Below are 26,798 nucleotides of genomic sequence, written 5' to 3' on the forward strand. Positions count from 1 at the left end.
CTCTGGAATTTTGAAGCCACTCTAAGGTTTGGACCCCGGATGGGGTCTACCATCCTTATCCCCGGGTGCCAACCCGGGGATAGAGAGTCTTTCACCGGTCAATACGGCGCCCAGCGCCGTATGGCTTAAAACAGCTGTATCCTTCCCCGGGTAAGGGCGCTTTGCACCCTCACCCGGGGTTAAGGATATTCGATCCCTAACGGGATCTATAGTTTTAGATCTGTATAGGGAGGTCCTACCTTAGCCCTACCCTAAGGGCTCTCTCCGATGACAGTTAAATCCAAACTCCCCCAAACCACCACCACCATCTTCACTCAGATGAGCCAGCTGGCCGTCGAGCACGAAGCGATTAACCTCTCGCAGGGCTTTCCCAATTTTCCGGTAGACCAGCGGTTGAAGGATCTGATTAATCACTACGTGCAGGCGGACTATAACCAGTACGCGCCGATGGTCGGGGTAGGGGAGTTGCGGCAGGCCATTGCCAAAAAGAAGTGGGAGCTTTACGCTAGCCGCCTGGATGCCGAGACAGAGATTACCATTACGAATGGTGCCACGGAGGCGATCTTTAGCGCCATTACCGCCCTGGTGCGGGCGGGCGATGAAGTGATCGTCTTCGAGCCGGCCTACGACAGCTACGTACCGGCCATTGAGGTGAATGGCGGAGTGGTCGTGCCCCTACAGCTGAGGAGTCCGGACTACCGGGTCGACTGGGACGAAGTCAGGGACAAGATTAGCCCCCGTACGCGGATGATCATAATCAATACACCGCACAACCCAACGGGGACGGTGTTTGATAAGACGGACCTGAAGGCATTGCAGTCGATCACCGATGATACGGACATCCTGATTCTCTCCGACGAGGTTTATCAGCATCTCATCTTTGACGGTCGGCAGCACGAGAGTGTGCTGCGGTATCCGGACTTATACTGCCGGTCCATCGTTACGATGTCCTTCGGAAAAACCTTCCACGCCACGGGCTGGCGGATCGGCTACTGTATTGCCCCGCCGGAGATAACGGCGGAGATCAGGAAGGTGCACCAGTTCAATACCTTCAGTATCAACCGGCCGTTGCAACACGCGCTGGCGGATTACCTGGCGGAGCCGGAGCACTATCGCCTCCTTCCGGATTTTTACCAGCGCAAGCGGGATGTTTTCCGGGAGGCGATGCAGGATACGCCTTTTGAGTTACTGGAATGTTCGGGGACGTATTTTGCGCTGGCGGCTTACCGCCAGCTTTCCGACCTCGGTGATCAGGCATTCGCCCGCTGGCTGACCCGGGAAAAAGGAGTGGCGACGATTCCAATTTCTTCCTTCTATTCTGACGGGACGGATGAGCACATTGTCCGCTTCTGTTTTGCGAAGACAGAGGAGAGCTTACTGGCGGCGGCGGAGCGGTTGAAAAGGTGATGCTTTGCTCCTTATCCCCTTTCTTGCACCTGCGTCCGCGCCCAAATGATGGCTATTCTGGCGCGGCCGCAGGTGCAATGGAAGCTTGAAGGGGCAAAGAGACGGTCATCGGATGCGTTTTTTGCCTGACGTAGTCGGCAAAAACTCATCCGATGTCTCGGCTCGATTATCTGCTTTCAATGAAAGTCCTACATTGCCTATTCCTAATCGTCTAAACATGACCGACCTCCACGTCACCCTCCTCCAATCCAGCATCGTCTGGCACGATCCCTCCGCCAACCTGAGGCACTACGCCGGGATGATGGCCACGATCGAGGGGCCAACCGATCTCATCATCCTGCCCGAAATGTTTACCACCGGCTTCACGATGGAGCCTGCACTTCACCCGGAAACCATGGGCGGAACGGCCATGCTGTGGATGAAGGTACAGGCCGCGAAATATCAGGCCGCTGTGGTGGGCAGCCTGGTGATGGAAGCAGACGGTAAATTCTTCAACCGCCTGATCTGGATGAACCCGGACGGCAGCTACCACACCTACGATAAACGCCACCGCTTCGCCATGGCCGGCGAGCATGAACACTACGAAGCCGGGCGGGAACGGCTGATCGTCGACTATCGTGGCTGGCGCATCTGCCCGCTCATCTGTTACGACCTCCGCTTTCCGGTCTGGGCGCGCAACCAAAACGACTACGACCTGCTGATCTACACCGCAAACTGGCCGGACAAACGATCCTACGACTGGCGGACTTTGCTCAAAGCACGCGCCATTGAAAACCAGTGCTACGTCGCGGCGGTAAACCGGGTCGGTACGGACGCTAACGGCTTTGCCTACAACGGCGATAGCTGCATCATCGACCCCGGCTGGCGACACACCCTCTACCACGTAGAAAAAGTGGAGGCTGTGCACACGGAGACTCTCTCGGCAGCTCACTTACAGGAGGTGAGAAAACGCCTGCCCTTTTTACGGGACGGGGATGATTTTCAGATAAGCCGCTGATTTTCTCATCGGATGCCTCTTTGGGCCTGACGGAGTCGGGCCAAAGTCCATCCAGTGTGTAAGATCAGGTGTACAACCAATCGCACTTACCCCCTTCTCCCTTTACTCTCTTACCCCTCTTCCGGACGGACCCGGAGCTGGCGCTGTATGGACGGTATGTAGTGCCGCAGCGGTTACTGGAGGAGGGCTTTGATTTCCGGTTTCCTGACTTGGAGGGGGCTTTGGGGAATTTGGTGTGACTTGCCCCTCCGGGTGCGCTTCGCGGCGGCCTTTGGCGGTCAGCCGGAGGATAAGCAGTCTGCAAACCCGTATTTTTAGAACATGCCAAACACGAAACCGCCATAGATGAACAATCTCACCATCAAGCAAGACCCCCGCATGGAAGCTAAGTTCCAGTCTTATGCGGAAGATATCCGCGCCAACCTGCTGCACCTCCGCAGCCTGATCATGGAGGTGGCCCGGGAGGAAGATTCCATCACCTCCATTGAGGAAACGCTCAAATGGGGAGAACCCAGCTACCTGGCGAAGAAGGGGAGTACGATCCGGATCGACTGGAAAGCCAAAACGCCAGATCAGTACGCCATCTACTTTAAGTGTACGAGTAAGCTGGTGGAAACCTTTCGGGAAGTGTATGGAGATATCTTTCAGTACGAAAACAACCGCGCCATATTGTTTAAGATGGGACAGAAAGTCCCCGAAAAGGAGCTCAAAGACTGCATCCACATGGCGCTTCGTTATCACGAACTGAAACATTTACCTCGACTTGGGATAGAAAAATAATCGCTGAAAGTCAGTAAAAACGCCCATTTCAGCACCTATTACGATAAAAATCGTAGATAAACTTGCATCTACTACGATAACGCTCGTACATTTGCTACGAGCAAAATCGTAATAGAATGTCAAAAGACAAGAATACGCAGCCTACTGCCTCGGAACTGGCCGTGCTTCAACTCCTCTGGGAGCGGGGCCCGCTGTCGGTAAAAGAGATTCATGAAGAGCTGTCGAAAGAGCGCGACGTGGTGTACACCACCGTACTGAAAACTATGCAGGTGATGTTTGAGCGCGGTTTCCTGAGTCGGGAAAGCCAGGGGCGCAAGCACATCTACGCAGCAGCCATTGCCCGGGAAGACACTCAGAATAGCCTGCTGGATACTTTCATTGATAAGGCCTTCGGCGGCTCGGCTAAAGAACTGGCTATGCGAGCGCTGGGCAATTACAAAACGAGCCAGTCTGATATCGATGACCTCAAGGCACTCATTGATAAGCTGGAAAACAAGCAGAAATGATTGAGCAAATCTTCTCCCCCGAACTCATTCAGGCGCTTGGCTGGACGCTGGTGCACACCCTTTGGCAGGCGGCTTTATTCGCGCTGCTGCTCGGCGTCGCGCTCCTGCTCCTGCGGAAGTACAGCGCCCGCACCCGTTACGTGACGGCCATCGGTGTGCTGGCGGCTTTTTGCCTGACGACGCTCTTGACCTTTAGCCAACTGTACGTTGAGGAAGCACCCCTGGCTGGCGTGGAGACTGCCATGACTTCAGCAGCAGAAAACAGCGATCCGGTGGCAATTAAGCCGGAGGCTGACAAGGCCGGAGAACCAAGCGGTTCACCATCCGCCAGCGGGGAAACGTCAGTGATCAGTACTGCCAGCAGTGGTCCCGGTTTTCGGGAACGGGTGATCAACTATTACAACGAACACCTGCCGTTGATCGTGACGCTCTGGCTGATGGGGGTGTTGATTTTGCAACTTCGCTTTCTGGGACAACTGGCTTTCCTGCAGCGTTTGAAAAACTACGGGACGGAGCGCTTCCCCGCCAGGCTTGCGCCCATGTTACAGGAGTTAGAGTCCAAACTGGGCATTACGAAGCCAGTGCGTTACCTGACGAGTTTTCGCGTCGGATCTCCCTTCACGGCGGGCTGGCTGCGGCCAGCCGTCCTGTTCCCACGTGGCTTGCTCGGGGAGCTGGACGAAGCCCAGCTGCGCACCATCATCGCCCACGAGCTGGCGCACATCAAGCGCTACGATTTTCTGGTGAATCTGATCCAGACACTACTCTGCATCCTCTTTTTCTATCATCCGGCGGCCTGGTGGATCTCGGCCCGGATCGACGAAGAGCGGGAGCACTGCTGCGACGACCTGGCCATCGAGGTAACCGGCGAAGCCGTTGGCTACGCCCGGACCCTGCTGCAACTGAAAGAGAGTGAACTGGCGGGCTCGCCGCTGGCCATGGGCGTGCTGGGCAGAGGAGATGGCTTTAAGGACCGAATCACCCGCTTGCTGTCCGGTTACCTCGGCACGGGAACTTACGGAGAGGGCTTTACCACGGCCGTTATCCTGTTCTGCTTTATGGGGCTGGCGGTGACGCTGTCGGCGCAGGACCGGACAGATATGGCGGAGCGGGAAAGCACTGCTTCTGCAACCTCCTCTGCACCTGCGTCCGCGCCCCCCGCTGAGCTTGCCGAAGTGCCAGAAAACCGGACGGCTCAGGAAGTCCGCCAAATGGAGGTTTTCGAAGAAATCAAAGCCATGCGCCCTTCTGAAACGGAGCATACGACAGCCTACGAAAATTGGAAAAAGCAGGCGGCAACTGCCCCCATCTCTGATAGCCTCGAATTTCCTTTTCTAATGGAAGCCATCAAAGAAGGCAGCGAGTCGATGGTCGCTTACTTTCTGGAGAAAGACATTGATTTTAACCAGACAAACAGAAACGGACTGACCCCGCTGGCCCTGGCTGCAGGGGAAAATCGGGTAGACATCATCCGCTTGCTTATCCGCAAAGGAGCTGACGTAAACTACGTTTCCGGTCGCGGCTGGACGGCCCTGATCGAAGCCGCCGATGAAGGGGCATTCGAGGCTGCAAAAGAGCTACTTGCCGCCGGAGCTAAAACGGACTTGCCGGGCACTTCGCGTTCGGCAGCAGATATGGCGGCCTCCGAAGGGCATCCCGACATCCTGCAATTGCTGGCTGAAAATGGTGCGGATATTTCGGGGAAAGGGCGGGAAACTTCCCCTCTGCACCAGGCTGCCGAAGAGGGACAGTTTTTTGTGGTCCAAAGCTTGTTGCAGGCGGGCGCAGACGCAGGTGCAAAGGATGCTTCCGGGCGGACAGCCCTGAGCTACGCCGCCGAGGAAGGTCATGGTGCCGTAGCCGCGCTCCTGGCGGCCCAGGGGCACGTAAATGCAACCGATCGGCACGGCCGTACGCCCATCAGCTACGCTGCTGAAGAAGGCCATGGCTCCATTGTCCAAATTCTGCAAACCATGGGCGGTATTGATACCGGTGGCGACCGGGAAGGCCTTACGCCACTGCATTATGCCGCAGAGGAAGGCATCGAAGGTGTCGTCACTAAGCTCCTGAAGGATGGCGCTGACGTCGATGCCAAAGACGCCCGGGGAAGGACGGCCCTGCACTACGCCGCAGCCGAAGGAGGTCTGCCGGTCGTCCGGCAACTACTACAGGCTGGCGCCGATGTGAAAGCAAAGGATATCACTCAGTATACTGCCCTTGACTACGCCCTGGACGAAATGCTGGACATGCTGGATGATGCGCTTGCGAACCTCGGATCAGGTATGACCTTCAACGAACAAACTGGTTATCCGCGAGGGGAATCGGTAGACCTCGTCTGGGCTTTACTGGACGCCGGAGCTACCTCTGATCGCATTCACCCCCAAAAGAAGTGGATACGCTCGTCTGACGGGCGGGTAGGCTTTCCCTACATTCTGGACCGGGACGCCAGGACCTACCGTGGCGGTGGTGGCGTTCACGTCGGCCAACGGAGTGTATCTGCCTCTTCTGAAATAATGGGCAGCCGTAGTGGTCGCGTCGACCAAAAGATGACCGAACGATTGGTCAGGGCAATTGACGATGATGATGCCGACAACTACGACGACCTGCTGGCTGCCGGAGCTGACGTCAATGGTAACAGCGCAAACGGCTTTACACCCCTGACGATGGCCTCTCACGAAAACCATAACATTGATACGGATCGCCTGCTCCGTGCCGGAGCTGACATCAATAGGGCGGACGACCGTGGGTATACTCCATTGACGGAGGCCGCTAAAGAAGGGCACCAGTCTACCGTAAGAACCTTACTCGAACGGGGGGCAAATCCCGACTTGGCCGACCGTAAAGGAAATGCTGCAAAAGATTATGCCCTGCGGGAAGGCTTTGTGCAAATTCTGCGGCTACTGAATGATGCCGGTGCCTCCGTGACGGCCCTCGACGAAGAAGGTAATTCCCCGCTAAGCCTTCCCGCCCGGGAAGGAGATGCGGCTTCCGTCGGCTTCCTGCTCGAACAAGGCGTTGACCCCAACGCGGGCAGAGGTTGTCACCCTGTTTTCCTCGCCGCCCGCGAAGGGCACCCGGAAGTGATCCGGATTTTAGCCAAAGGAGGAGCTGATCTGGAAAAGGGCTGTAGCTTCCGCGATACGGACTTCTTTGGCCGGAAAGACAGTCCCGCTGAAGGAACTATCGCGATTTACCACAATTCGAGCCCACTGATCGTTGCTTTGACGGAGTCAGACCTGAACTCAGCCAGGGCACTGCTCACCGCTGGTGCCGATGTGAATACCCCATGCCGCAAATTGCGGTTTGCCATGAAGCGTATGGCCGAAAACTGGATACAGCTGGAAAATCTGACGGAAGAAGAGCTCCGCCAGGAACATGAACTTACTTACGAAGCCTCCAACTGGACACCCCTGATGGAAGCCGCCGAAACTGGAGAAATCGGCCTCGTTCAACTCCTGCTGAACGCCGGCGCGGATAAGCGCCGGAGAACAAAAGAAGGTATGAGTGCTTACGACGTAGCGCTGGCTGGCGGCTTTACCGAGATGGCTGCTTTGTTGAAGTAATGAGCGAAGGCGGTCGGAAGGATAAATTTGGAGCGAAGCGACAAATTTCCCCTCCGGACGCTCGTAGCGGACATGCCTCGAACTTAATTTAAAAGATATTTTAATCACCTTTTTCATCCGCGCTTCGAGCGTCCGGACCGACATTTCGCTGCGAAAACCTTTGCTTCGCTCGCTTTTTTGCGAAATGATCGAACCTACCGTCTCCGCTAACACGGATTAAGCGGAGGCGGTCGCGTCCGGACGCTCGAAGCGAAAGAGAACAAAACAACCAAAAACATGAGACCCCTCATCATACTAGTGTTACTGGCCCTCGCCGGTAACCTACTGGCTACTGCCTTGCCCAATTTGAAAGTTAATCTCTCCGCTACGGTGATCACCGACGAGGGAGCACCTCTGGAATACGCCACGGTCTCCGCCCTGCGGCCGGACAGCACGCTGGTGGACGGTACCGTTACCGATACCGACGGGACATTTTCCCTGTCGCTGCCCAAGGGCAATTACGTGCTGAGGGTAGAGTTTCTCGGTTTTGCCACCACGGAGGTACCCGTGGTGCTGGACGGAAACCTGAAGCTGGAAGACATCACCCTCTCCGCCGGAGGGGTGGAGCTGGATGCCGTGGAGGTCCGGGCCAGTAAGAGTCAGATGAGCCTCCAGCTGGATAAGAAGGTTTTTAACGTAGGGGCTGATGCCCTGGCGCAGGGCGGCTCTGCCAACGAGGTGCTGGCTCAGGTGCCCTCCGTTACGGTCGGCGCTACGGGCAACGTTAGCTTGCGGGGCAATGGCAGCGTCCGCATCCTCATCAACGGCAGGCCTTCGGCGCTGGCGGATAATAACTCCCTGGACGCCATCCCGGCCGCCAGTATCGAGAGTGTGGAGGTCATCACCAACCCTTCGGCTCGCTACGAAGCCGCCGGCACGGCTGGTATCATCAACATCATCCTGAAAAAAGACAGTGAGCGTGGCTATGGAGGTTCTCTACGATTGGGTGTGGGCCAGCCAGCTGACTTCCAGGGCAGCCTGAACCTGAACTACCGGCATGAGAAGTTTAACGCCTTTGCCAATCTGGGGGGGCGCTACGCTAACTTCCGGGGCGCGGGCGATTTGCAGCGAGCCTCTACCCTCAATGGAGAAACGACTATGCTGGACCAAATCATCCGGATGGACCGCAACGACAAGGCCTGGTCCGCCTACACCGGCTTCGACTATAAGCTGAGCGATCAGGCCACCCTGACGGCCTCCTACTCCGTCTACGATGTCATCAATGACGACTTCACGACCACAAGCTACGCTTACCGGTCAGAGGACGGAAGCGAACGTAATCTAGAGCAGGGGCTGGATTATCTGGAGCCAGGCACCTACCAGCAAATCGACGTGATCTATGACAAGACCTTCGAGCAAAAGGGGCGTAAACTCAGTCTTTACTTTAACCACGATTCCTGGAGCGAAGGGGAGAATGAGTGGGTTGACCTGCAGGAGCTCGCCCCCAACAGTCAGCAGCTACTGGGATACAATACTTTCAGCGGAGAGAGTAGTAAGGATTACCTGCTGCGAAGCGACTACGTGACGCCGCTCGGGGAAAACAGTAAACTTGAAATGGGTATCCGGCTGGAAAGCCGTGTCATCAGCAGCGACTACTTCGCGAAGCAGGGAGAGGATGTTATTCTGGGCTTCGATAACGAGTTGGATTACTTCGAGGAAGTTGGTGGTGCCTTCATGGAATATGCCTACGAGAAAGAAGCTTTTGGCTTTCAGCTGGGGCTGCGTAATGAATACACCAGCATTCGGGTAGAGAACACCCAGGAAAGTCAGGAGGATATCCAAAAGAACTACAACCAGTTATTTCCGTCGCTGAGCACCAGTTATAAATTTAATGAGGTGTTTAGCTCGCAACTTAGTTTTAGCCGGCGGATCCGCCGACCCCAGTTTTGGCAGCTGAGCACATTCGGAGGCATTCGCAATCCCAGTGTTCTGTTTACCGGAAACCCGGACCTGAACCCGGCCTACAGCAACCGGGCGGAGTTGAATGTGATGGCCCGCTGGGAGAAGGTGACGATTAACCCCGCAATCTACGCCTCCGCAACGACCGACTATTTTCAGAACGTAGTGGAGCAGTCAGCTGACAATATCTTCGGTTTTGAAGACGGAACGATTCTTTCCAGCCCGGTAAATCTGGATCAGGAGACGAGCTATGGGCTTGAGCTCTTCGCCAGTTACCGCCCGACCGAAGCATTGAATTTCTCCGGAGATATCCATTACTACGGCTACCGGCAACGCGGTGAGTTCGAAGAGCGAAGTTTCGACTTTGACTTTGCGACCTGGTCCGGTAGCCTCCGGGCGCAGGTGACGCTGCCGCTGGATATCGATCTGCAGGCCCGCCTGGCCTATTCCGCACCGCGTAAAGATGCACAGTCCATTCAACGGGCTAATTATTACGGCACCCTGGGCCTTAGTCGCCGGTGGAGTTCTAAAATTATGGCCTCTTTCAGCGTTCGTGCGCCACGCTATCAGCGAAGCTCACAGTTTCGCCCATCTTTTGTGGAAGAAAACTACTTTGAGTGGACGGGCTGGACCTTCGGCGCTAACGTACAGTACCGCTTCGAGAAGGGGGCTAAGGCGGATGAGCGGCGGCAGCGGGGGAGTATTCGATAGGTAGGAATTGGTTTCGCGGACTTTAATCCGCACCTGAGAACGGACTTCAGTCTCGCGAAACCAGTAAGATCGGTGGCCTTATCTTACCTGTTCGAAAAGAAACCGATCATGCACCGTATTCTACCCCTAATCTTCTGCCTCGCAGCACTAACCAGCTGCGATAATGCAGGAAAGCCCGCTCAGAAACCCCCGGAAGGTCCACCCAACATCATCCTTATCCTCACCGATGACCTGGGCTACGGAGACCTGAGCTGCTACGGTTCCCCGCGTGTCCGTACGGCGCATCTGGATTTAATGGCCTCCGAGGGAATGAAAATGACCAGCTTCTACGCTTTCCCTTCCTGCTCGCCGAGCCGGGCAGCGCTGCTGACGGGCTGCTATCCGCCGCGAGTGGGTATCCCCGATGTGGTTGGTCCTCCCGGGCCGCACTGGACGGCGGACAAACAGAATGGCCTCCACCCGAACGAAACGACGCTGCCGGAGGTCCTTAAAACCGCCGGCTACGCCACCGCGATGGTGGGCAAGTGGCACCTGGGACACTTCCCCGAAACGATGCCAACCCGGCAGGGCTTTGACCAGTTCTTCGGCCTGCCCTACAGTAATGACATGCTGCCGGAGCAGGGCTATCCGGACTTGATCCTGCTGCGCAATACGGACACGCTGGAACGGAACCCCGATCAGCATTTACTCACCGGGCGCTACACGGAAGAAGCACTGGCGTTTATGCGGGCGAAGCGGGACAGTCCCTTCTTCCTCTACGTGGCCCACAGTATGCCACACGTGCCGATCTTCGCCTCCGAGGCCTTTGACGGGCGCAGCGGACAGGGACTTTATGCGGACGTTGTGGGAGAGATTGATGGCTCCGTAGGCCGCATTTTGGCAGAGCTGAAGGCATTAGGGATCGACGATAACACGCTGGTGATCTTCACCTCTGACAACGGGCCGTGGCTGACCTATGGAAATCATGCCGGCAGTGCGGGACCCTTTCGCGAAGGAAAAGGGACGACCTGGGAAGGTGGCATGCGGGTACCGATGATTGTCCGTTGGCCAGACAGGATTCCGGCAGCGGTGGTGAGTCATACGCCGGCTTCGCTGACGGACATTCTGCCTACGTTGGCGGCGATAACTAAGGCTGAACTCCCAGAGAAAAAGCTGGATGGGCGGGACCTCACGGCTCATTTTACCCATCTCATGGCACCTGCGGCCGCGCCCATGTGCTACTATCGTTCCGGTAATCTGGACGCTGTTCGCGTGGGTAAATGGAAGCTGCACCGTAGCCATAATTTCCGTTTTGTGAAGGAAGTTGGCGATGATGGCGTGCGCGGAAAGTATGATTACGTTGATACTGGCGTGGAGCTCTACGACCTGCAGGGAGACCCTGGCGAAATTTATAATGTAGCCGATAAGTTTCCCGAAAAAGTAGCAGAGCTGGAAGCGCTGGGGGCTCGGTTGCAAGCGGAGATGGACGCAGAGAAACGGCCTGCTTTTCGAGCAGGGAAGTAGGGCGACGGAGCGCAGGATGCAAAGATGGTTGTAGGGCAATGTGTCGGGATCTTACTCAGGGGGCATCATCTTTTTGGGTAAGGGCAATGTTACCTCGGCATGGAGAAAACCGAGACCCTCATCATCGGCGCCGGTCTGGCCGGCCTCACCGCCGCCTACGAACTACACAAGGCCGGTAAACCTTTTCTGCTGCTCGAAGCCCGGGATCGGATCGGCGGTCGCATCCTCACCTCCCGGGTGAAAGGAGAAAGCCCCCTGGAACTGGGGGCCACCTGGTTTGGCAAAAAGCATACGGCCCTAGTCTCCCTGCTCGAAGAGTTGAAAATTCCATCTTTTGAGCAAGTCACGGGTGGGCGAGCCATCTACGAAGCTATCTCTACCAGCCCAGCTCAGGTCGTACAGCTACCGCACAACGATGAGCCGAGCTACCGGATTGCTGGAGGTAGTGATACGCTGGTTCGCAAGTTGGCAGAGTTGTCATTAAGCGAAGAATCTTTTCACCTCAAAGAGACGGTTAAATCGATTACACTAAAGGAGGAGAAACTGTTAGTGACCACGGACCAAGGTCGCTATCTTGCCAATCGCGTCATTTCCACCTTACCCCCTTACCTGCTGGCTAACAGTATCGAGATCACACCGGCCCTGCCGGATGCTTTCGTCAGTATTGCCAACAGCACCCACACCTGGATGGGCGAGTCCATCAAGGTGGGGCTGCGCTACGCCAGCCCCTTCTGGCGGGCGGATGGCGGGCCGGGCGGCACCATTTTCAGTAATGTTGGCCCCGTTTCCGAAATGTATGACCACACCAATGTGGAAGACAACCACTACGCCCTGAAGGGCTTCCTCAACGGCGCCTATCACTCCCTGACCCGCGAGGAGCGCTGTGACCTGGTGTTGAACCAACTTCGAAAGTACTACGGTGATGTAGTGGACAGCTATACTTCCTACGAAGAGGCTGTCTGGCGGCACGAATCCCATACCTTTCTTCCTTACGAAGAGCATCTGCTACCGCATCAGCACAACGGCCACCCGATCTTCCGAAAGGCTTATCTGGACGGGCGACTACTGTTGGCTGGTGCGGAAACGGCGGTACTTTATCCGGGGTATATGGATGGGGCGGTGCGGAGTGGGCAGCGGGTGGCTGCTTTGTAGCGCCGACTTCAGTCGGCGTAGCTATAAATCTGCCGACTGACCGCCGAAGGCAGACGCGAAGCGCACTCGGCGGTACAAACTAAGAAACCACCCCCAACTCCTTACCCACCTTCACAAAAGCCGCAATCGCCTTATCCAGATGCTCGGTCTCGTGTCCGGCGGAGAGCTGCACGCGGATGCGGGCCTTACCCTTGGGTACTACGGGATAGAAGAAACCGATGACGTAGATGCCTTCCTCGAGCAAACGGCTGGCGTATTGCTGCGCCAGCGGCGCATCGTAGAGCATGACCGGTACGATGGGGTGGTCGCCGGGAATGATGTCAAAGCCCGCCTCGGTCATTCCTTTGCGGAAGTATTGGGTGTTGGCCTCGAGCTTGTCGCGCAGAGCAGTGGACCCGGTCAGCATATCCACGGCTTTGATGGAGGCTCCGACGATGCTGGGCGCAAGGGTGTTGGAGAAAAGGTAGGGACGGGAGCGTTGCCGCAGGATGTCGACAATCTCTTTGCGGGCGGCGGTGAAACCACCGGAAGCTCCACCCAGTGCTTTGCCGTAGGTGCCGGTGATGATGTCTACCCGACCCATTACGTTGTGGTATTCGTGTACGCCCCGACCGGTTTTACCGATGAAACCGGTGGAGTGGCATTCGTCGACCATTACCATGGCGCCGTATTTGTCGGCGAGGTCACAGATTTTGTCCAGCTGAGCGATGGTGCCGTCCATGGAGAACGAGCCGTCGGTGACGATGAGCTTGCGTCGGGCGCCGGAGGCTTTTTTGAGTTCTTCTTCGAGCGCTTCCATATCGTTGTGAGCGTAGCGGTGGCGTTGTGCTTTGCACAGGCGGATGCCGTCGATGATGGAGGCATGGTTGAGCGCGTCAGAGATGATGGCGTCTTCGGCGGTGAGGAGGGGCTCGAAGAGGCCGCCGTTAGCATCGAAAGCGGCGGCGTAGAGGATGCAGTCTTCCATGCCGAGGAAGTCGGCGGTTTTGCGCTCTAGCTCCTTGTGAATATCCTGAGTGCCGCAAATGAAGCGCACGGAGGAGAGCCCGAAGCCGTGGCTGTCAATGGTGGCTTTACTGGCTTCCAGCAGGGCAGGGTGGGAGGAGAGCCCCAGGTAATTGTTCGCACAGAAATTGAGGACGTGCTCCGTATTAACGGTATCAATTTCCGCGCCTTGGGGCGTGGTGATGACACGCTCTTCTTTATAGACGCCGGCGGCTTTCATGGCGTCGAGTTCTTGCTGGAGGGCTTCTTTAATATCGTACATAGTTAGAGATTTTGTCGGTCGGGGAGTTGCACTCCGAGTTCTCATGAACTCGGAGTGCAACTCCTGAACCGGATAAGGTTTTAGGCGGCAAATTGGTTGTTGCCAAGGAGGGGAGTTTCCCGATTATATCTTTTTTGTAGCGCTTCGATCATCGTCTTCGCCATCTTTTTCAGGTCGTATTCCGGCTGCCAGCCCCAATCGCCGCGGGCGGCGGAGTCGTCAATGCTGTTGGGCCATTTGGCGGCAATCTCCTGGCGGTAATCAGGGACGTAGCTGACATCAAAGTCCGGGTAGTATTGCCGGATGGCCGCCGTTACTTCCTCCGGGCTAAAGCTGGCACCCGCCAGGTTGTAAGAGGTCCTGATACGAATGTTTTCCTTTGGCGCTTCCATCAGTTCCAGCGTAGCGCGGATGGCGTCGTCCATGAAAATCATCGGCAGGCGTTCGTCTGCCTGTAGGAAACAGCTAAAGGGCTTGCCCTGCACCGCTGCGTGGAAAATTTCCACGGCATAATCCGTCGTGCCGCCACCAGGGTCGGACTGATGACCGATGACACCGGGATAGCGGATGGAGCGAACGTCGAGCCCGTATTTCGCAAAATAGTATTGCGCCCAGTTTTCGCCAGCCGCCTTGCTGATGCCGTAGGAGGTGAGTGGATCGAGGACACTGTCGTTAGGCGTATGATCCAACTCCGCCCCTTCGCCAAATACAGCAATGGAGCTGGGGTAAAATACCTTGTCAATTCCTTCCTGACGGGACACCTCCAGCACATTCAGGAAAGCGGACATATTAATGTTCCAGGTCCGGATGGGCTGTTGCTCTCCGCTGGCGGAGAGGATGGCGGCAAGGTGGTAAATCTGGGTGACGTTCTGCTCCCGGACCACCTGCGTCAGCCGATCCGCATCCGTAGCATCAATGAGCTCAAAACGTCCACGGTAGTTGGGTACGGATCTGATGTCTGAGGCAATGACGCGCTCTGAGCCATATCGGCCGCGCAGGGCTGGTATCAGTACACTGCCTAACTGACCGTTGGCACCCGTAACTAAGATGGTTGGTTGCATGATGGATTGGCTTTAGATTAAAACGAGACCGGACCTCAGAGCAAAGGGGACAAAATGCAAGAAACCCCGTTCATCAATGTTTTGGAACCTTATTTGGGCTGAAGCCCAAACCTGTGTTACAAAGCTCTTCGAGCTACTACGCTGAAAACGTTGATTCGGAATCTTTACATCATATTTACCTTCTTCTTATTGCCCTAAAAGGCTCTCTGAATGCACCAGGTGGTACAGCGTAAAATTAGGTTTAGCCACAATTTGAAGCCAGAAAAATGAGAAATGAGCTAAATTTTATGGCTAAAGAGAATTTGACAGTGATATTTACGGTCACAAACACTTGTCTTGCTAACTAACGGGAATTATTATGGCCACCAATAACCACTCATTGGATGAGACGGACCTGACCATCCTCAGGATTTTACAAGAGGACTCCAAGAAGTCCGCCAAGGAGATTGCCGCCCGCCTCAACCTCACCGCCTCCCCGGTATACGAGCGGATTAAACGGCTGGAGAAACAGGGCTTCATCAAGAAGTACGTCGTCATTCTGGACAAGAAGCGCTTTGACCTGCCCGTCACCGCCTTTTGTCAGGTTTCCATGCGTTACCACGATAAGACTTTTATCGAGCAGTTCGAAGAGCAAATCCAGGCACTGGAAGAAGTACAGGAATGCTATCACATGGCGGGGAAGGTGGATTTTATCCTGAAGATCAACAGCCAAAGCCTCGAGGATTATCATAACTTCATCAAGTACAAGCTCTCCAAAATTGAGAATATCGGCGAGCTGAACAGTTCCTTTGTGCTGAAGGATATTAAGCATACTTCGGCGTTGAATATTTGAGGGGGATTTAGAGCTACATGCGTGATCTATTTCAAAAACAGGATTAGGAAATCAGCACTGAAACCCCTACTTTTATATTGTACTAAAACCCTTGAAATGAAACACCTCCCGTCTCCCGTCCCCCTTCTCGTAGTGATTCTACTACTGAGTTCTGCGGCTTTTGCGCAAAAAAACAATTATCTACCACCGGATTCTACCTATTACAATAGTTGTGGAACTGTAGTAGATTCTACGATTGTTGTGGCTCCTACCTTCAAGAGTAATATATCTGCCTGTGGGCTGGAATCAGATAGTATCCTGCAAAATAATTCCGTCATTTGGCTACGAACTAATGTACACTTTGTTTTGCCGTCCAGCTGTGAAGGGACTACCGGAGCCAATAATGAGAGCAGAGATGCCTTTTCAGCAGAAAGGGCCATGAACGAGCCAAAGTACTCATTGAGCGGGCCAATAAGTTTGCGGATAGCATGAGTCTGCATCAGCAGTATAACCAGGCTTTTCATGGTGCAACCGTAACGGGTATTCAGCCGGTTATTTTTAGGTTTATTCTTGATCGGGTCTTTTTTAAGTGTGATGATGCCATTCGAAATCAAGGCTTGTCGGTTGAGACTAATAGGATTGCTAGTAATTTTAGCAACTCAGAGACGCAAGATGCATTGAACCTTGTTGTTGTAAAAGTTCCGTTTAGGAGCGGGTTGGCGGATGGTTTTGCTGATGATATCGGAAATGTGGACTATGTTGCCACGGGGAATTACTCAGGCCAAAACATTGTCCATGAATTTGGCCATGCATTTAATCTGTTTCATACTCAAAGAGGTAATGGAGTTGAGGGTGATGAATGTGATGATACCTGGCAAATAACCTCAGCTAAAGCTACATTTAGACCAACGGATGCTTCTGCAGTCATCAGAGTTAATAACTACACTGATTATTGTCAGGATAGTGCGCCTTCCTTTGATCTTGATAGAGATGGAAACAGAGAGGGACTGTGTGAACTTATCCCTGGTTTATTGGAGAATACCCACTATTGCTGTGATTCCAGGTTCCGCAACAATAATTGTATGAGCTACGGTCGGGCGGCTCAAAACCAGACAGAAAGTTGTATGACTCCCTGCCAGATGCGACGGGTTGTAAACGATATTCTGACTAATAAGTGCGATCTGATTGAAGCCGTTGACCCTGTTTGCCCTCCACCCGCCGCTGTTATTCTTGCTTTGCCTACCGAAAACCTGAATATTGCATCTTGTGACTATCGTTTCATACTGGATGCCAGTATGAACGTTGAAGAACATCGATACCGGATCGAGGAAGAAACATCCAGTGGCTACATTCTAGCTTTTGAGTCTGACTGGGAAGTAGGTATTCCTGATGAATATACCGTCGGTTTTGGTTCGAGATCGGTCAATAAATTGGTAGATATTTTGGTTCCTGGGCTAAAAGAAGGATTAACTTACCGGCTTACGCTTGAGGTCATTAATGACTGCGGAGCATCCGATACGCAATCCGTAGTGTTCAGTGGGGAAGGCTGTCATAACCCCGTGACTGCGGCAGCCAGCACCATCTGGATCGAAACAGTATTTCCTAACCCCGTTCTTCAGCAAGCCACGGTTGGCTTCACGGTCCCAGAGGTGCAGAGTGGAGAGACCATCAAGGTTGTTGCCGCTGGAGTAGATGCGGGAAGTGGCAGAGTAGTATTGAGACCGGTTAAAGAATTTCCAGCTTCTCTAGCTTCCGGCTGTCATGAGTACGTTTTTCCTGAAAAGTACTTCTTGCCAGGCACTAACTATCTTTTCTTCCAAATTGGGGACAAAGCTTCCAGTGTAAAAATCATAAAATAGTCAACCATGAACTGTTCGAACCAAATGATCGGGGGAGTCTCTGGTCTGCTATTCCTACTTTTGTTTTCTTCGAATCTAATTTCACAGACGGATTCTATCGATTTTACCCTTTGTTTCTACTTTGAAAACGCAATTGGTGAAAGAGATACTGTCAATATTTTCGTCACGCCTTTTGACACAGACTCAATCAGTCCCAGTTTGGGTGAAATTAACCTGCTGAATGTGCCCTTTGATAGCTCATTTGATATAAGGGTAGGTAAGGGATATAGCGTTTCTGATCCACAAATATATATTGGCGATAATATTGCTGCGTCTGTAACTTATCGTTTTGGATGTATTCAATACTTTGGTTCATTCCATTTTATTATTCATAATAAGTATCCTCCTACGAAAATTTATTGGGATACTGAACCGTGGTTGAACCCAGATAAGTTTGGATGTTGGGGGAATCCACATCTGTTTAATACAAGAATAACAGACTTAGTTGATGATTGGTGGTGGTCGGAGTGGCCCAAAAGTGGGATCGAAACGATCTGCCTAAGGCAGAAAGGGGAATTCGAGTTTGACCCGCAAAAAGTGCCCTGGAGAGCTGTTAATCATGCAGCCTATTATGTTGGCGAAGTAGCTGGAAGCTCAACGGAGCCTGACACTTTTACTGTCTTTAGGATGGAAGATGGCTTCGTTGGAGTCGACGGCTGCCAGGAAATCATTGACAACGTAGATGATGTTTCGTCATTGAGGGAACAGGTTAATGTCTATCCCAATCCTGTTACAGATCGTCTACAGTTAAGTGCGGTTTCAGATGGTTTACTTGTCGGTGCGCAATACGAGATTTTTACCGCCGAAGGCAAAAACCTTCTATCCGGAACGTTTACGGGTGAAAGCCTTGAGGTAGCAGCGTTACCTGCTGGTGTCTATTTTTTGCGTTTGACTCGTTTTAATGCGTTGGTGGGCGGGACAAGATTTATAAAGTTGTAGTATGATTTTATTACTTTTCGGAGGCTTATTTTTCACACCAGAGCTATTTACCTATTTGATTTAAAGATATCATATTGTAATTGATCACTGTAAGTGAAAATAATTTGGTATTGTACTCCCCTCGGCCACACCAGGTGATTTTTGGCGGCCGCTTTTTCTATCTGGCTTCACCGCCGAGCCTTGCCGTAACTATGGCTATGCCTTCGTCTCGCCGGTTCGCCAGATAAAAAAATCAGCTCGCCAAAATTTCACCTTTCGTGACCGAGGGGAGTATATCATTGCTTTATTATCTACCTAGCGAATTCAGGTCAGATATGAAGTAAATTAGTTAACTTTAAATTTGATATTTTCTTGAATAGTGTGATTTTGTAACCTGGTTTTTTCAGTGGAAATTCATAACTTTACATAAACATCTTTAACACTTGTGTATTGAAATTTAGCAAGATAGCTTGGTTTGAGTTTATTGTTATATTTTTTCAAGACGCAAACAAAAAAACCCTTTATATGAGATATCTCATCTTTGTTTTTATGCTTACATCCTTATTCGGCTGCTACAATGCAGAGCTTACAGAGCCTACAGAAAAGCCGATGTTGTACCTTGATCGTGATGACTTCATCACTAAAACCACACTCTCTAACCGATCAATTCGGTTTAGCGAACTTGATAGCGAAACGCAAAAACTATTTTGGATTGATAAGTTAGACCAAGTTCGGAGCTTGGCAGTTTCGGAGAAAGCAGGATCAATTGGTTCTTTCCGCTATTAAGCTCCTTTCTTCCAAAGCAGAATTTTCGGACTTAGAGCAACCACTTCTTGATATAGGCTATGATTTAGCACTAGTATCTTCAGAGAATTTTTATAAGTTGGCCTTTATGTCTTTACTTGATGTTTCCGGAAGCGACCTTGAGTCAACGGTCGGATCTTATGCAAGTCATGCTCATGATATCCGGAACGGTATCGGTTATTTTCATCTCCAAGCAAAGGATAATAGTGATGAAGGAAACGAAAAACCTTCGTGTAACTGTAATTGGTCCTGTGACGCGGTCGAAACCATAGATCCTTGTATAGAATCAGAAAAGGGATGCGAGCCCACAGCAAGAGGTTGTGGGTTTTTGGGCTTTGGAGGTTGCTACCGGCGACTTACGGATAAATGTATTCCTGAATAATTATTTGTTAACAATGTTTGAAACATGATTGTGTGGGTTAATGAGATGTTTCTTTGGAATATCTTATTAACCCATAAATTTTGTATTTGAGGAAAAATAGTCAGATGGTTGAAATTCAAGATGGTAGCTTCCGGTATGATTTGTCCGTACAAGTTTTGAATAAAGTGAATCTTAGTATAAGTGAACCTGGTGTTTATGGTTTGTTAGGAGATAATGGGGCAGGGAAAAGCACATTGTTGCGTATTTTGGCTAAGATTTATACGCTAAATTCGGGACGAATATCGGTGCCAACTAGCTTTGGAATGTTGTCGGACAAGTTCGGCCTTTACAAGAATCTAACTGTTGAGCAAAACTTGTTGTTTCATTGTAATATTGCCGGAGTAGAAGATGACTTAATACAAGAAACATTTCTTGATATATGTGAGGGGGCGGGTTTTTTGAAAACTAAAGTTAAATTGCTTTCTTCAGGGCAAAAACAATTAGTTAAAATTGTAAGAGCTTTTTTGACAAATAGTAATCTAATATTACTTGATGAGCCGTTTGCTAACTTGGATGATAAGTCAAAACGAAACTTAAAAAAAGTTCTTATCCGAAAAGGAAAAGAGAAAGCCGTAATTTTATCTACACATCAGCTGTTAGCTATAGAGGAGATAACCAAGAATGTATTTTTTTTGAAGAATGGAAACCTAGTTTGTCTGAACTTTGATGAATATTATGCATTTAATGAAAATGCATACTATGTGATTCTGGACAAAATGGATGAGCAGTCGCTTAAAGAAGATATGATTGTTCATTTTGGGCCTGAAACGATTAAAGTTTTTCGAAATTGTTTGGTCGTAAATTCTGACAAATTAAGTAGGCATCAGTTACATCAGCTATTGACGGATTATAACCTTCAATGGTCTTATATCTCTAATTTTTGTCCAATAATTCAAATTGTATTAAATGAGTTGGCTCACAAGAACCTTACCGATTGAGTTTCGAAAAGTAGAGACTGGAAAAATATTGCTTTCTATTTTGTTCGCAGGGCTGGTCATTCACTTGTTTTCATATGCCTCAATTCCTGATGACTTTGATGAGTATGTCAAAGATAATATTCGGGTGTATTCCACAAATAACATGGCTTTGTGGTTCGGATTGCTGTATCCGATTACAATAATACTAGCAACGTGGTTCATTGTAAGCCCTGAAGAGGATGCCGAGTCAGCTATGTTTTACTCGTCTTATCGCTTGAAATGGGCACATGTTTTCCTAGCAAAACTGTCGGTGCTGATCTATATTTGCTTAGGTATAGCTTTGATTAATTATGCGCTTAATGCACTTTTTTTAACTAAGATTAATAATTTCGAGTACAACGATATTTTAGAAAATGAACTTATCAGGACTTGTCACAAATACCTTCAGGCTTTTTTTAGTGGTGTTCTTTTGTCTTCTTTTTCGTTTTTAATGTTCTCAATCATTCGTAGTGCGAAAGGGTATCTGATAACATCTTTATTTTTATTGATTTTGTGCATTCCTATAGTAATGGAAAAGAACATTGCTGTTTTGCCATATAGCTTACAATTGTATGTTCAGATTAATGATGTGGAGAGTTGGAAAGTTGTCACTTTTTCATTGCTGTTTTCAGTAGGGTTAATCCCTTTGACTACATTTCTCTATTTAAGGAGAAGTCGGAATCTGTAGTTTTTTAGCCAATCTAGCCAAGAACTCAGAGTGCCTCTGGGCTTTCTGGCGGCTTGCTATGAATGCCAATCCTATCTTGCACCTGTGCCCGCGCGCCCCCGTTGAACTTGCCGAAGTGCCCTTCAAAGAAACTTTTCCCCCTCCCCATCCGTTTACCTCTTCAAGTACCAAATAACCCAAACCAAGCGCCATCACTCTGATGGCCCGGCAGCAACGGGCTGCCGCAACACCCAATATTTACATGTCTAAGAATAAGATTAAGGGCACTAAGCTCAAGGCGCGCGATTTAGAACGCGCCATCCTCAAAGAGTTAAAACTCAACGACCGCAAGCAATACAACCCCAAGCAACTGATCCGCAAGCTGAAAGTGAAAAACAGCCAGGACAGCGTGCTCTCCGCCCTCGAAAAACTGGCTAAAGCCGGTACGATTAAGGCCACGGACAACTACAAGTTCCAGATTGCTCGCGATTACCAACAAAAAACATCCTCTGATTACCTCGAAGGCCGCGTTGACCAAACGCGCTCCGGCGATGCCTACATCGTCGTAGATGGTGACGGCGAAGATATCTTCGTCCCCGGCCGCCGCCTGGCCGGTGCCATGGACGGCGATAAGGTAAAAGTCCGTTACTGGACGCCTACCCGCCGCCGCAAGCCCGAAGGTGAAGTCGTCGAAGTGCTCGAACGCAGCGTAACCCACTTCGTCGGCACCTATAAAGAGTACCCGAAGTACGCCGAAGTGGAGGTCGACATGGTCGGCGCACCCAAGCTACTCGTCGCCGTACACCGGGCCGAAAACCTCGGTGCGGAGAACAACGAGAAAGTAGTGGTCCGCATCGATAGCTGGGAGCCCAACCGCTTCAAGCAACTCTCCGGCACCCTCACCGCCGTACTCGGCGAAGAAGGGTCGAGTGAAATCGAGATGCAGTCCATTCTCATCAACAACGGCTTCCAGATCACCTTCCCCGAAGACGTGATCCGCGAAAGCGAGGCCCTGCCGAGCAAGATCAGCCCCCAGGAGATCAACATTCGCCGCGATATGCGGGAGGTGACGACTTTTACCATTGACCCACTGACGGCCAAAGACTTTGATGACGCCCTGTCCTTACAAGTACTCGAAAACGGTCAGCTGGAAATCGGTGTACACATCGCCGACGTTTCCCACTACGTTCGCCCCGGTAGCGCGCTGGATAAGGAAGCCGCCGAACGGACCACGAGTGTTTACCTTGTCGACCGCGTTTGCCCCATGCTCCCCGAGCGGATCTCCAACGAGCTCTGTAGCTTGCGGCCGCACGAAGACAAGCTGACCTTCAGTGCTGTCTTCACTATGGATCCGAAAACGTACGCCATCCGCAAGCGTTGGTTCGGCCGTACGGTGACCCACTCCGACCGCCGCTTCACCTACGAAGAGGCCCAGGAAGTGCTCGACACGGGCAAGGGAGATTTCAAGGAAGAACTGTTCCTGCTGGACAAGATATCGAAGCACCTGCGTAAGAAGCGCTTCAAGGCTGGCTCCATTGATTTCAATTCCAACGAAGTGCGCTTCAAGCTGGACGAAGACGGCACCCCACTCTCCGTCTACATCAAGGAACGGATTGATACCAACATGCTCATCGAAGACTTCATGCTATTGGCGAACCGCGAGGTGGCGGCCTTTATGAACAAGAAGAGTGAACGGCTGAAGGACGTAATTCCCTTCGTCTTCCGTGTACACGACGAGCCGAACATGGAGAAGGTCGAAGAGCTGGCCCTCTTCGCCGAAGCCCTTGGCTATAAGATGGACCTGCGGACGCCGCAGAGCATCGCCAACAGCTACAATGCTTTGCTGGCCAAGAAGGAAGAAGACCCGATGGTGAAGATGCTCGCGCCCATCGCCATTCGTACCATGGCCAAGGCCGTCTATACCACGGAAAACATCGGTCACTACGGACTGGGATTTGAAGATTATACCCACTTCACCAGCCCGATCCGCCGCTACGCTGACGTAATGGTGCACCGCATCCTGGCGGCTAACCTCGAAAAGGGAAGTCTTTACAAGATGAACCCCATGAAGCTGGAGGAAATCTGTAAGCACATCAGTGCCCAGGAGCGCAAAGCCGTGACGGCAGAGCGGGAATCCATCAAGTATAAGCAGACGGAGTTCATGCTGGACAACGTTGGTGAAGAGTTTGACGGTGTCATTAACGGCCTGGCTGACTTTGGCGTCTTCGTGGAGCTTACCGACAATTATGTGGAAGGCATGATCACCTACGCGGATATGGACGAGCCCTACGATATTGGTTCGGGTAAGCTCTCCATCACCGGCCGCAAGTCCGGTAAGAAACTCAAGATGGGCGATCGCTTGCGGGTACGCATCGAGGATGTGGACCTGGAGCGCCGCCGGATTGATATGGCACTGGTGAAAGTCCTGGAAATACATGGAGACGATACCTCTTCCGGCAAAAGTGGTAATAAGTCTTCGTCCAGGTCTCGTTCCGGGCGTTCGTCTTCAGGAGCAGGCGCGGCCGCAGGTGCAAAGAAGGGTAGGGGAGCAAAGAAGACCTCCTCGGCACCCGCGGCGAAGCCGCGGAAGTCGCGTACACCACGGAAGCGGAAGTAAGCTTTCGTTTAGTGATAAAAGCGGGAACATGAGTCGTCCCTCATTTTCGGATTAGATGACGGTGTTTTCTGGTAAATAATAGGATTTTTAGCGGTCAGCGGACAGCATTCAGGCAAAACGGCTCTGAATGCTGTCCGCTGATCGCTTTTTTATACCGACCGAACCAGGTTCCATCCGAGAAAACACAGAAAAGGCTGCCCAAACTCCGGGATGAGCCATGTTTTCTTTTGAGTGAAGGTAAAGCGGACCTCGAAGCGTCCCGCAGTATTGCGGGATCTTCAAGCGTTCGCGTGACCCGAGCTTGCGATTACCCTACATCTTCGAGCTTTTCTCTTGGAGCTGGTCTACGGCTTCATCTTCGTTGGCCGCCATCATCGTCTCAATGGGTTAAAAGGAGTATTACGTTGTCCGGTTTACTTCCATCTCCCGCCCATCTCCGTCAGCAAATCCAATCCGTAAAAGCAGATTTTTAACCCAAAAGGAAAAATTGATCACCTCTCGGGAAGAACGGGTAAGCCTTCGGCCCTTTGCGGGCTCCATCTTTGTATTATCAAATCAAAACGGCCGTTGGCCACTAACTTATAATACAATGAAAAATTTCGTTCAACTTCTTTCCCTCTTCGCCCTCGTGCTGACTTTTTCTTTCTCCGCTTCCGCCCAAATGGCGCACAAAGACGCCATGTCCGCTAAAGGAGAAGATGCCATGATGGCGAAGAAAGCCGCTCCTACGGTCATTCAACTTAGCCAGACCGAAGGTGTATACGAAACTACCCAGCTCAACCTCGCTCCCGGTGACTACATCTTTGAAGTTACTAACCGAGACGTAGCCAAGGACCTTGGCTTCTACCTCCAGGATAAAACGGATGCGCAGGTAGCTAACTCCGGCCTCGAAGCACTCGTAGGTAAGGGAGAAACCAGCCGCACGGGAGTTGTTACCCTCACCGAAGGAAGCTACCAGTACAGCTGCCCGCTAAACCCGACACCACACTACGCCGTAAACGTAGGTACCCCCCGCGTGATCCACCTCGAGCAAACCGAAGGAACCTACACCACCACCGGCCTGGCCCTGACGCCTGGTTTCTACGTCTTTGAGGTAGAAAACCTGGGGGTGGAGAAAGATCTCGGTTTTTACCTGCAGGATGCTCAAGGCGCTCAGGTAGCTTCTTCCGGCCTGAAAGAACTGGTGGGCAATGGTGAGACCAGCCGCAGCGGAATCGTATACCTGCCCGCCGGTGACTACCAGTACAGCTGTCCGCTGAACCCTACCGCTCATTTCGAGCTGAAAGTGAAATAATTGACCTCGTCCGCAAGACCAAATGAATGCATGGCCGGGCCATCCTGTAAGGGGATGGTCCGGTTTTTTTAGCGAAAAGAGAGACTTAAAATCGCTTTTTGCATAAAAAATCGGGATTGGGGGCCGTTAATTTTACGTTAAACACCCGGGGCTAAATTCCCAGCTAAGTGGGTGTAAGTCCTTAATTTGTAGCAAATTACGCTTAACGCTAAAGTCTTAAAAAACGGTAACAGGTATAACTAAGTACCGTTCTATACGTCTTTACTTATGAAAGGTCCGCCGGACCGGAACTACTTTTGAACCCTAAATAAAGAACCAACATCATGCGCATACGTACCCCCTTCATCGTTGCCCTGCTTGCTTTCATTGGCTTTGGTGCCCAACTGGATGCTCAGAAAATTGCCTCCGTAGACATGGAAAAAATCCTGAGTAGCATTACGGAATACCAGGATGCTCAGGAGCAACTCGACCAGCTGGCCGCCAAGTGGCAGCAGGAAATCAACCAGCAATACGACGCCATCAAAGGCATGTATAACAAGTATCAGGCCGAGCAGGTGCTGCTAAGCGAAGATCAGCGTGTACAGCGCGAAGAAGAGATCATCGCTAAGGAGAAGTCTGTTCGCGACATGCAACGCCAGCGCTTCGGCCCCGAGGGCGCGCTCTTCGAGCGCCGTCAGGAGCTCGTTAAGCCCATCCAGGATGCCGTTTACGAAGCAATTGAAAGCTACGCCAGCACCCGCGGCTATGACTTCATCTTTGACCGCGCCGGTGCTGCAGGTATCATCTTCAGCAATGATACTTACGATAAGACCGACGACATCCTCCGTGCCCTCAAGAACTAAGGCTGCTGACGAAACAGCCCAATCCGTAAATAATCCCAATCAACGCCCAACCAAGGGCATCATTACTATTGTCTTTTAAGGGTGCGTTTCCTTAACTATCTTTGCACCCGCTAAAAAAATTGACAACTACTCAATCAACGAAAATGAAAAAGTTCCTCCAAATTGCCATGATGGCCGTGCTGGTCTTCGCTGCAACGGCTACGGCCTCTGCTCAGAAGTTCGGCTACGTAAACTCCGCCGAAATTCTCGCTGAACTTCCAGCTATGAAAGCTGCCGAGTCTAACCTCGAAGGTCTGCAGAAGCAGCTCCAGAAAAAAGGCCAGGCTATGGTCCAGAATTTTGAAACCGATTACCGCGCCCTTCAGGAGAAGGCTCAGGCTGGTGAGCTGACGCCAAAGGCCCAGCAGGAAGAAGCTACTAAGCTGGAAACCCGCCAGAAGGAAATCGCTGCTTTCGAGCAGCAGATGGTGGCTGACCTCCAGAAAAAGCGCGCTGAACTCCTCGAGCCGATCTACAAATCCGTCAACGACGCCATCGCTGCTGTCGCTAAGGAGAAAGGTTACCAGTTCATCTTCGATCAGCAGGTACTTCTCTTCGGAGAAGAAACGGCTGACGTAAGCGCTGACGTTAAAACAAAGCTCGGGCTTTAAACAAGTTGCAGGTGGCAAGTTGCAGGTTGTACCCT

The 26,798-nt window shown here is 51.8% G+C and carries 23 protein-coding genes; 21 read left to right on the plus strand and 2 right to left on the minus strand.

The genetic code is table 11. From position 1 onward, the window contains the following. Window positions 1-267 precede the first annotated feature (267 nt). The 9 genes from BM123_RS03265 to BM123_RS24535 all read left to right on the plus strand — a co-directional run bounded on the left by BM123_RS03265 (window position 268) and on the right by BM123_RS24535 (window position 12,557). Entirely contained in the window at window positions 268-1,407 is a 1,140-nt protein-coding gene (locus BM123_RS03265; RefSeq protein ID WP_090165386.1) for a methionine aminotransferase, read from the plus strand. A 217-nt stretch (window positions 1,408-1,624) separates the two neighbouring features. Further along, complete coding sequence (locus tag BM123_RS03270) at window positions 1,625-2,404, plus strand: amidohydrolase (protein ID WP_090165387.1); 780 nt, start codon at window positions 1,625-1,627, stop codon at window positions 2,402-2,404. Window positions 2,405-2,472: 68 nt separating this feature from the next. Next, complete coding sequence (locus BM123_RS24665) at window positions 2,473-2,643, plus strand: DUF1731 domain-containing protein (protein ID WP_090165388.1); 171 nt, start codon at window positions 2,473-2,475, stop codon at window positions 2,641-2,643. Between the two features lie 106 nt (window positions 2,644-2,749). After that, window positions 2,750-3,184: a DUF1801 domain-containing protein gene (locus tag BM123_RS03280; protein ID WP_090165389.1), complete on the plus strand. Its 435-nt coding sequence runs from the start codon at window positions 2,750-2,752 to the stop codon at window positions 3,182-3,184. A gap of 116 nt (window positions 3,185-3,300) precedes the next feature. Beyond that, entirely contained in the window at window positions 3,301-3,690 is a 390-nt protein-coding gene (locus BM123_RS03285) for a BlaI/MecI/CopY family transcriptional regulator (protein WP_090165390.1), read from the plus strand. Then, the gene (locus BM123_RS03290; RefSeq protein WP_090165391.1) at window positions 3,687-7,253 is read left to right on the plus strand and encodes an ankyrin repeat domain-containing protein; all 3,567 of its coding nucleotides are present in this window, start codon (window positions 3,687-3,689) and stop codon (window positions 7,251-7,253) included. Before BM123_RS03285 ends, BM123_RS03290 begins: the two co-directional genes overlap by 4 nt. A gap of 276 nt (window positions 7,254-7,529) precedes the next feature. Continuing rightward, window positions 7,530-9,902: an outer membrane beta-barrel family protein gene (locus tag BM123_RS03295; protein WP_090165392.1), complete on the plus strand. Its 2,373-nt coding sequence runs from the start codon at window positions 7,530-7,532 to the stop codon at window positions 9,900-9,902. Window positions 9,903-10,010: 108 nt separating this feature from the next. After that, a complete protein-coding gene (locus BM123_RS03300; protein ID WP_139211743.1) occupies window positions 10,011-11,405 on the plus strand; it encodes a sulfatase family protein in 1,395 nt (464 codons plus the stop codon). A gap of 99 nt (window positions 11,406-11,504) precedes the next feature. Further along, the gene (locus tag BM123_RS24535) at window positions 11,505-12,557 is read left to right on the plus strand and encodes a flavin monoamine oxidase family protein (protein ID WP_090165394.1); all 1,053 of its coding nucleotides are present in this window, start codon (window positions 11,505-11,507) and stop codon (window positions 12,555-12,557) included. 79 nt (window positions 12,558-12,636) lie between these two features. On the opposite strand, the gene kbl is transcribed toward BM123_RS24535, so the two are convergent. Beyond that, window positions 12,637-13,824, minus strand: a complete 1,188-nt coding sequence (gene kbl / locus BM123_RS03310) for a glycine C-acetyltransferase (protein ID WP_090165395.1) — start codon at window positions 13,822-13,824, stop codon at window positions 12,637-12,639. Between the two features lie 80 nt (window positions 13,825-13,904). Next, window positions 13,905-14,885, minus strand: coding sequence for an NAD-dependent epimerase/dehydratase family protein (locus tag BM123_RS03315; RefSeq protein ID WP_090165396.1), 981 nt, complete (start codon window positions 14,883-14,885; stop codon window positions 13,905-13,907). A 358-nt stretch (window positions 14,886-15,243) separates the two neighbouring features. Here BM123_RS03315 and BM123_RS03320 point away from each other — a divergent pair, with 358 nt between their 5' ends. The 12 genes from BM123_RS03320 to BM123_RS03370 all read left to right on the plus strand — a co-directional run bounded on the left by BM123_RS03320 (window position 15,244) and on the right by BM123_RS03370 (window position 26,763). Further along, entirely contained in the window at window positions 15,244-15,717 is a 474-nt protein-coding gene (locus BM123_RS03320) for an Lrp/AsnC family transcriptional regulator (protein WP_090165397.1), read from the plus strand. A gap of 96 nt (window positions 15,718-15,813) precedes the next feature. After that, complete coding sequence (locus tag BM123_RS23840) at window positions 15,814-16,188, plus strand: hypothetical protein (protein WP_139211744.1); 375 nt, start codon at window positions 15,814-15,816, stop codon at window positions 16,186-16,188. After that, on the plus strand, window positions 16,185-17,555 hold the full coding sequence (locus BM123_RS23845; protein ID WP_139211745.1) for a M43 family zinc metalloprotease: 1,371 nt from the start codon (window positions 16,185-16,187) through the stop codon (window positions 17,553-17,555). The genes BM123_RS23840 and BM123_RS23845 overlap by 4 nt, the downstream gene beginning before the upstream one ends. 6 nt (window positions 17,556-17,561) lie before the next feature. Next, window positions 17,562-18,533, plus strand: coding sequence for a T9SS type A sorting domain-containing protein (locus BM123_RS03335; protein WP_090165400.1), 972 nt, complete (start codon window positions 17,562-17,564; stop codon window positions 18,531-18,533). A gap of 504 nt (window positions 18,534-19,037) precedes the next feature. Further along, complete coding sequence (locus BM123_RS03340; protein ID WP_139211746.1) at window positions 19,038-19,298, plus strand: hypothetical protein; 261 nt, start codon at window positions 19,038-19,040, stop codon at window positions 19,296-19,298. Between the two features lie 106 nt (window positions 19,299-19,404). Further along, window positions 19,405-19,698, plus strand: coding sequence for a hypothetical protein (locus BM123_RS24855; RefSeq protein WP_406603236.1), 294 nt, complete (start codon window positions 19,405-19,407; stop codon window positions 19,696-19,698). 104 nt (window positions 19,699-19,802) lie between these two features. Next, entirely contained in the window at window positions 19,803-20,675 is an 873-nt protein-coding gene (locus BM123_RS03345; RefSeq protein ID WP_090165402.1) for an ATP-binding cassette domain-containing protein, read from the plus strand. After that, window positions 20,644-21,381, plus strand: a complete 738-nt coding sequence (locus BM123_RS03350) for a hypothetical protein (RefSeq protein WP_090165403.1) — start codon at window positions 20,644-20,646, stop codon at window positions 21,379-21,381. Before BM123_RS03345 ends, BM123_RS03350 begins: the two co-directional genes overlap by 32 nt. Before the next feature lie 241 nt (window positions 21,382-21,622). Next, complete coding sequence (gene rnr / locus BM123_RS03355; protein WP_090165437.1) at window positions 21,623-23,977, plus strand: ribonuclease R; 2,355 nt, start codon at window positions 21,623-21,625, stop codon at window positions 23,975-23,977. Window positions 23,978-24,566: 589 nt separating this feature from the next. Next, entirely contained in the window at window positions 24,567-25,271 is a 705-nt protein-coding gene (locus BM123_RS03360; RefSeq protein WP_090165404.1) for a hypothetical protein, read from the plus strand. A 323-nt stretch (window positions 25,272-25,594) separates the two neighbouring features. Next, window positions 25,595-26,113: an OmpH family outer membrane protein gene (locus tag BM123_RS03365; protein WP_090165405.1), complete on the plus strand. Its 519-nt coding sequence runs from the start codon at window positions 25,595-25,597 to the stop codon at window positions 26,111-26,113. A 143-nt stretch (window positions 26,114-26,256) separates the two neighbouring features. Then, a complete protein-coding gene (locus BM123_RS03370; protein WP_090165406.1) occupies window positions 26,257-26,763 on the plus strand; it encodes an OmpH family outer membrane protein in 507 nt (168 codons plus the stop codon). Window positions 26,764-26,798 lie beyond the last annotated feature (35 nt).

Source organism: Neolewinella agarilytica, from assembly GCF_900110645.1.
GTDB classification, from domain to species: domain Bacteria; phylum Bacteroidota; class Bacteroidia; order Chitinophagales; family Saprospiraceae; genus Neolewinella; species Neolewinella agarilytica.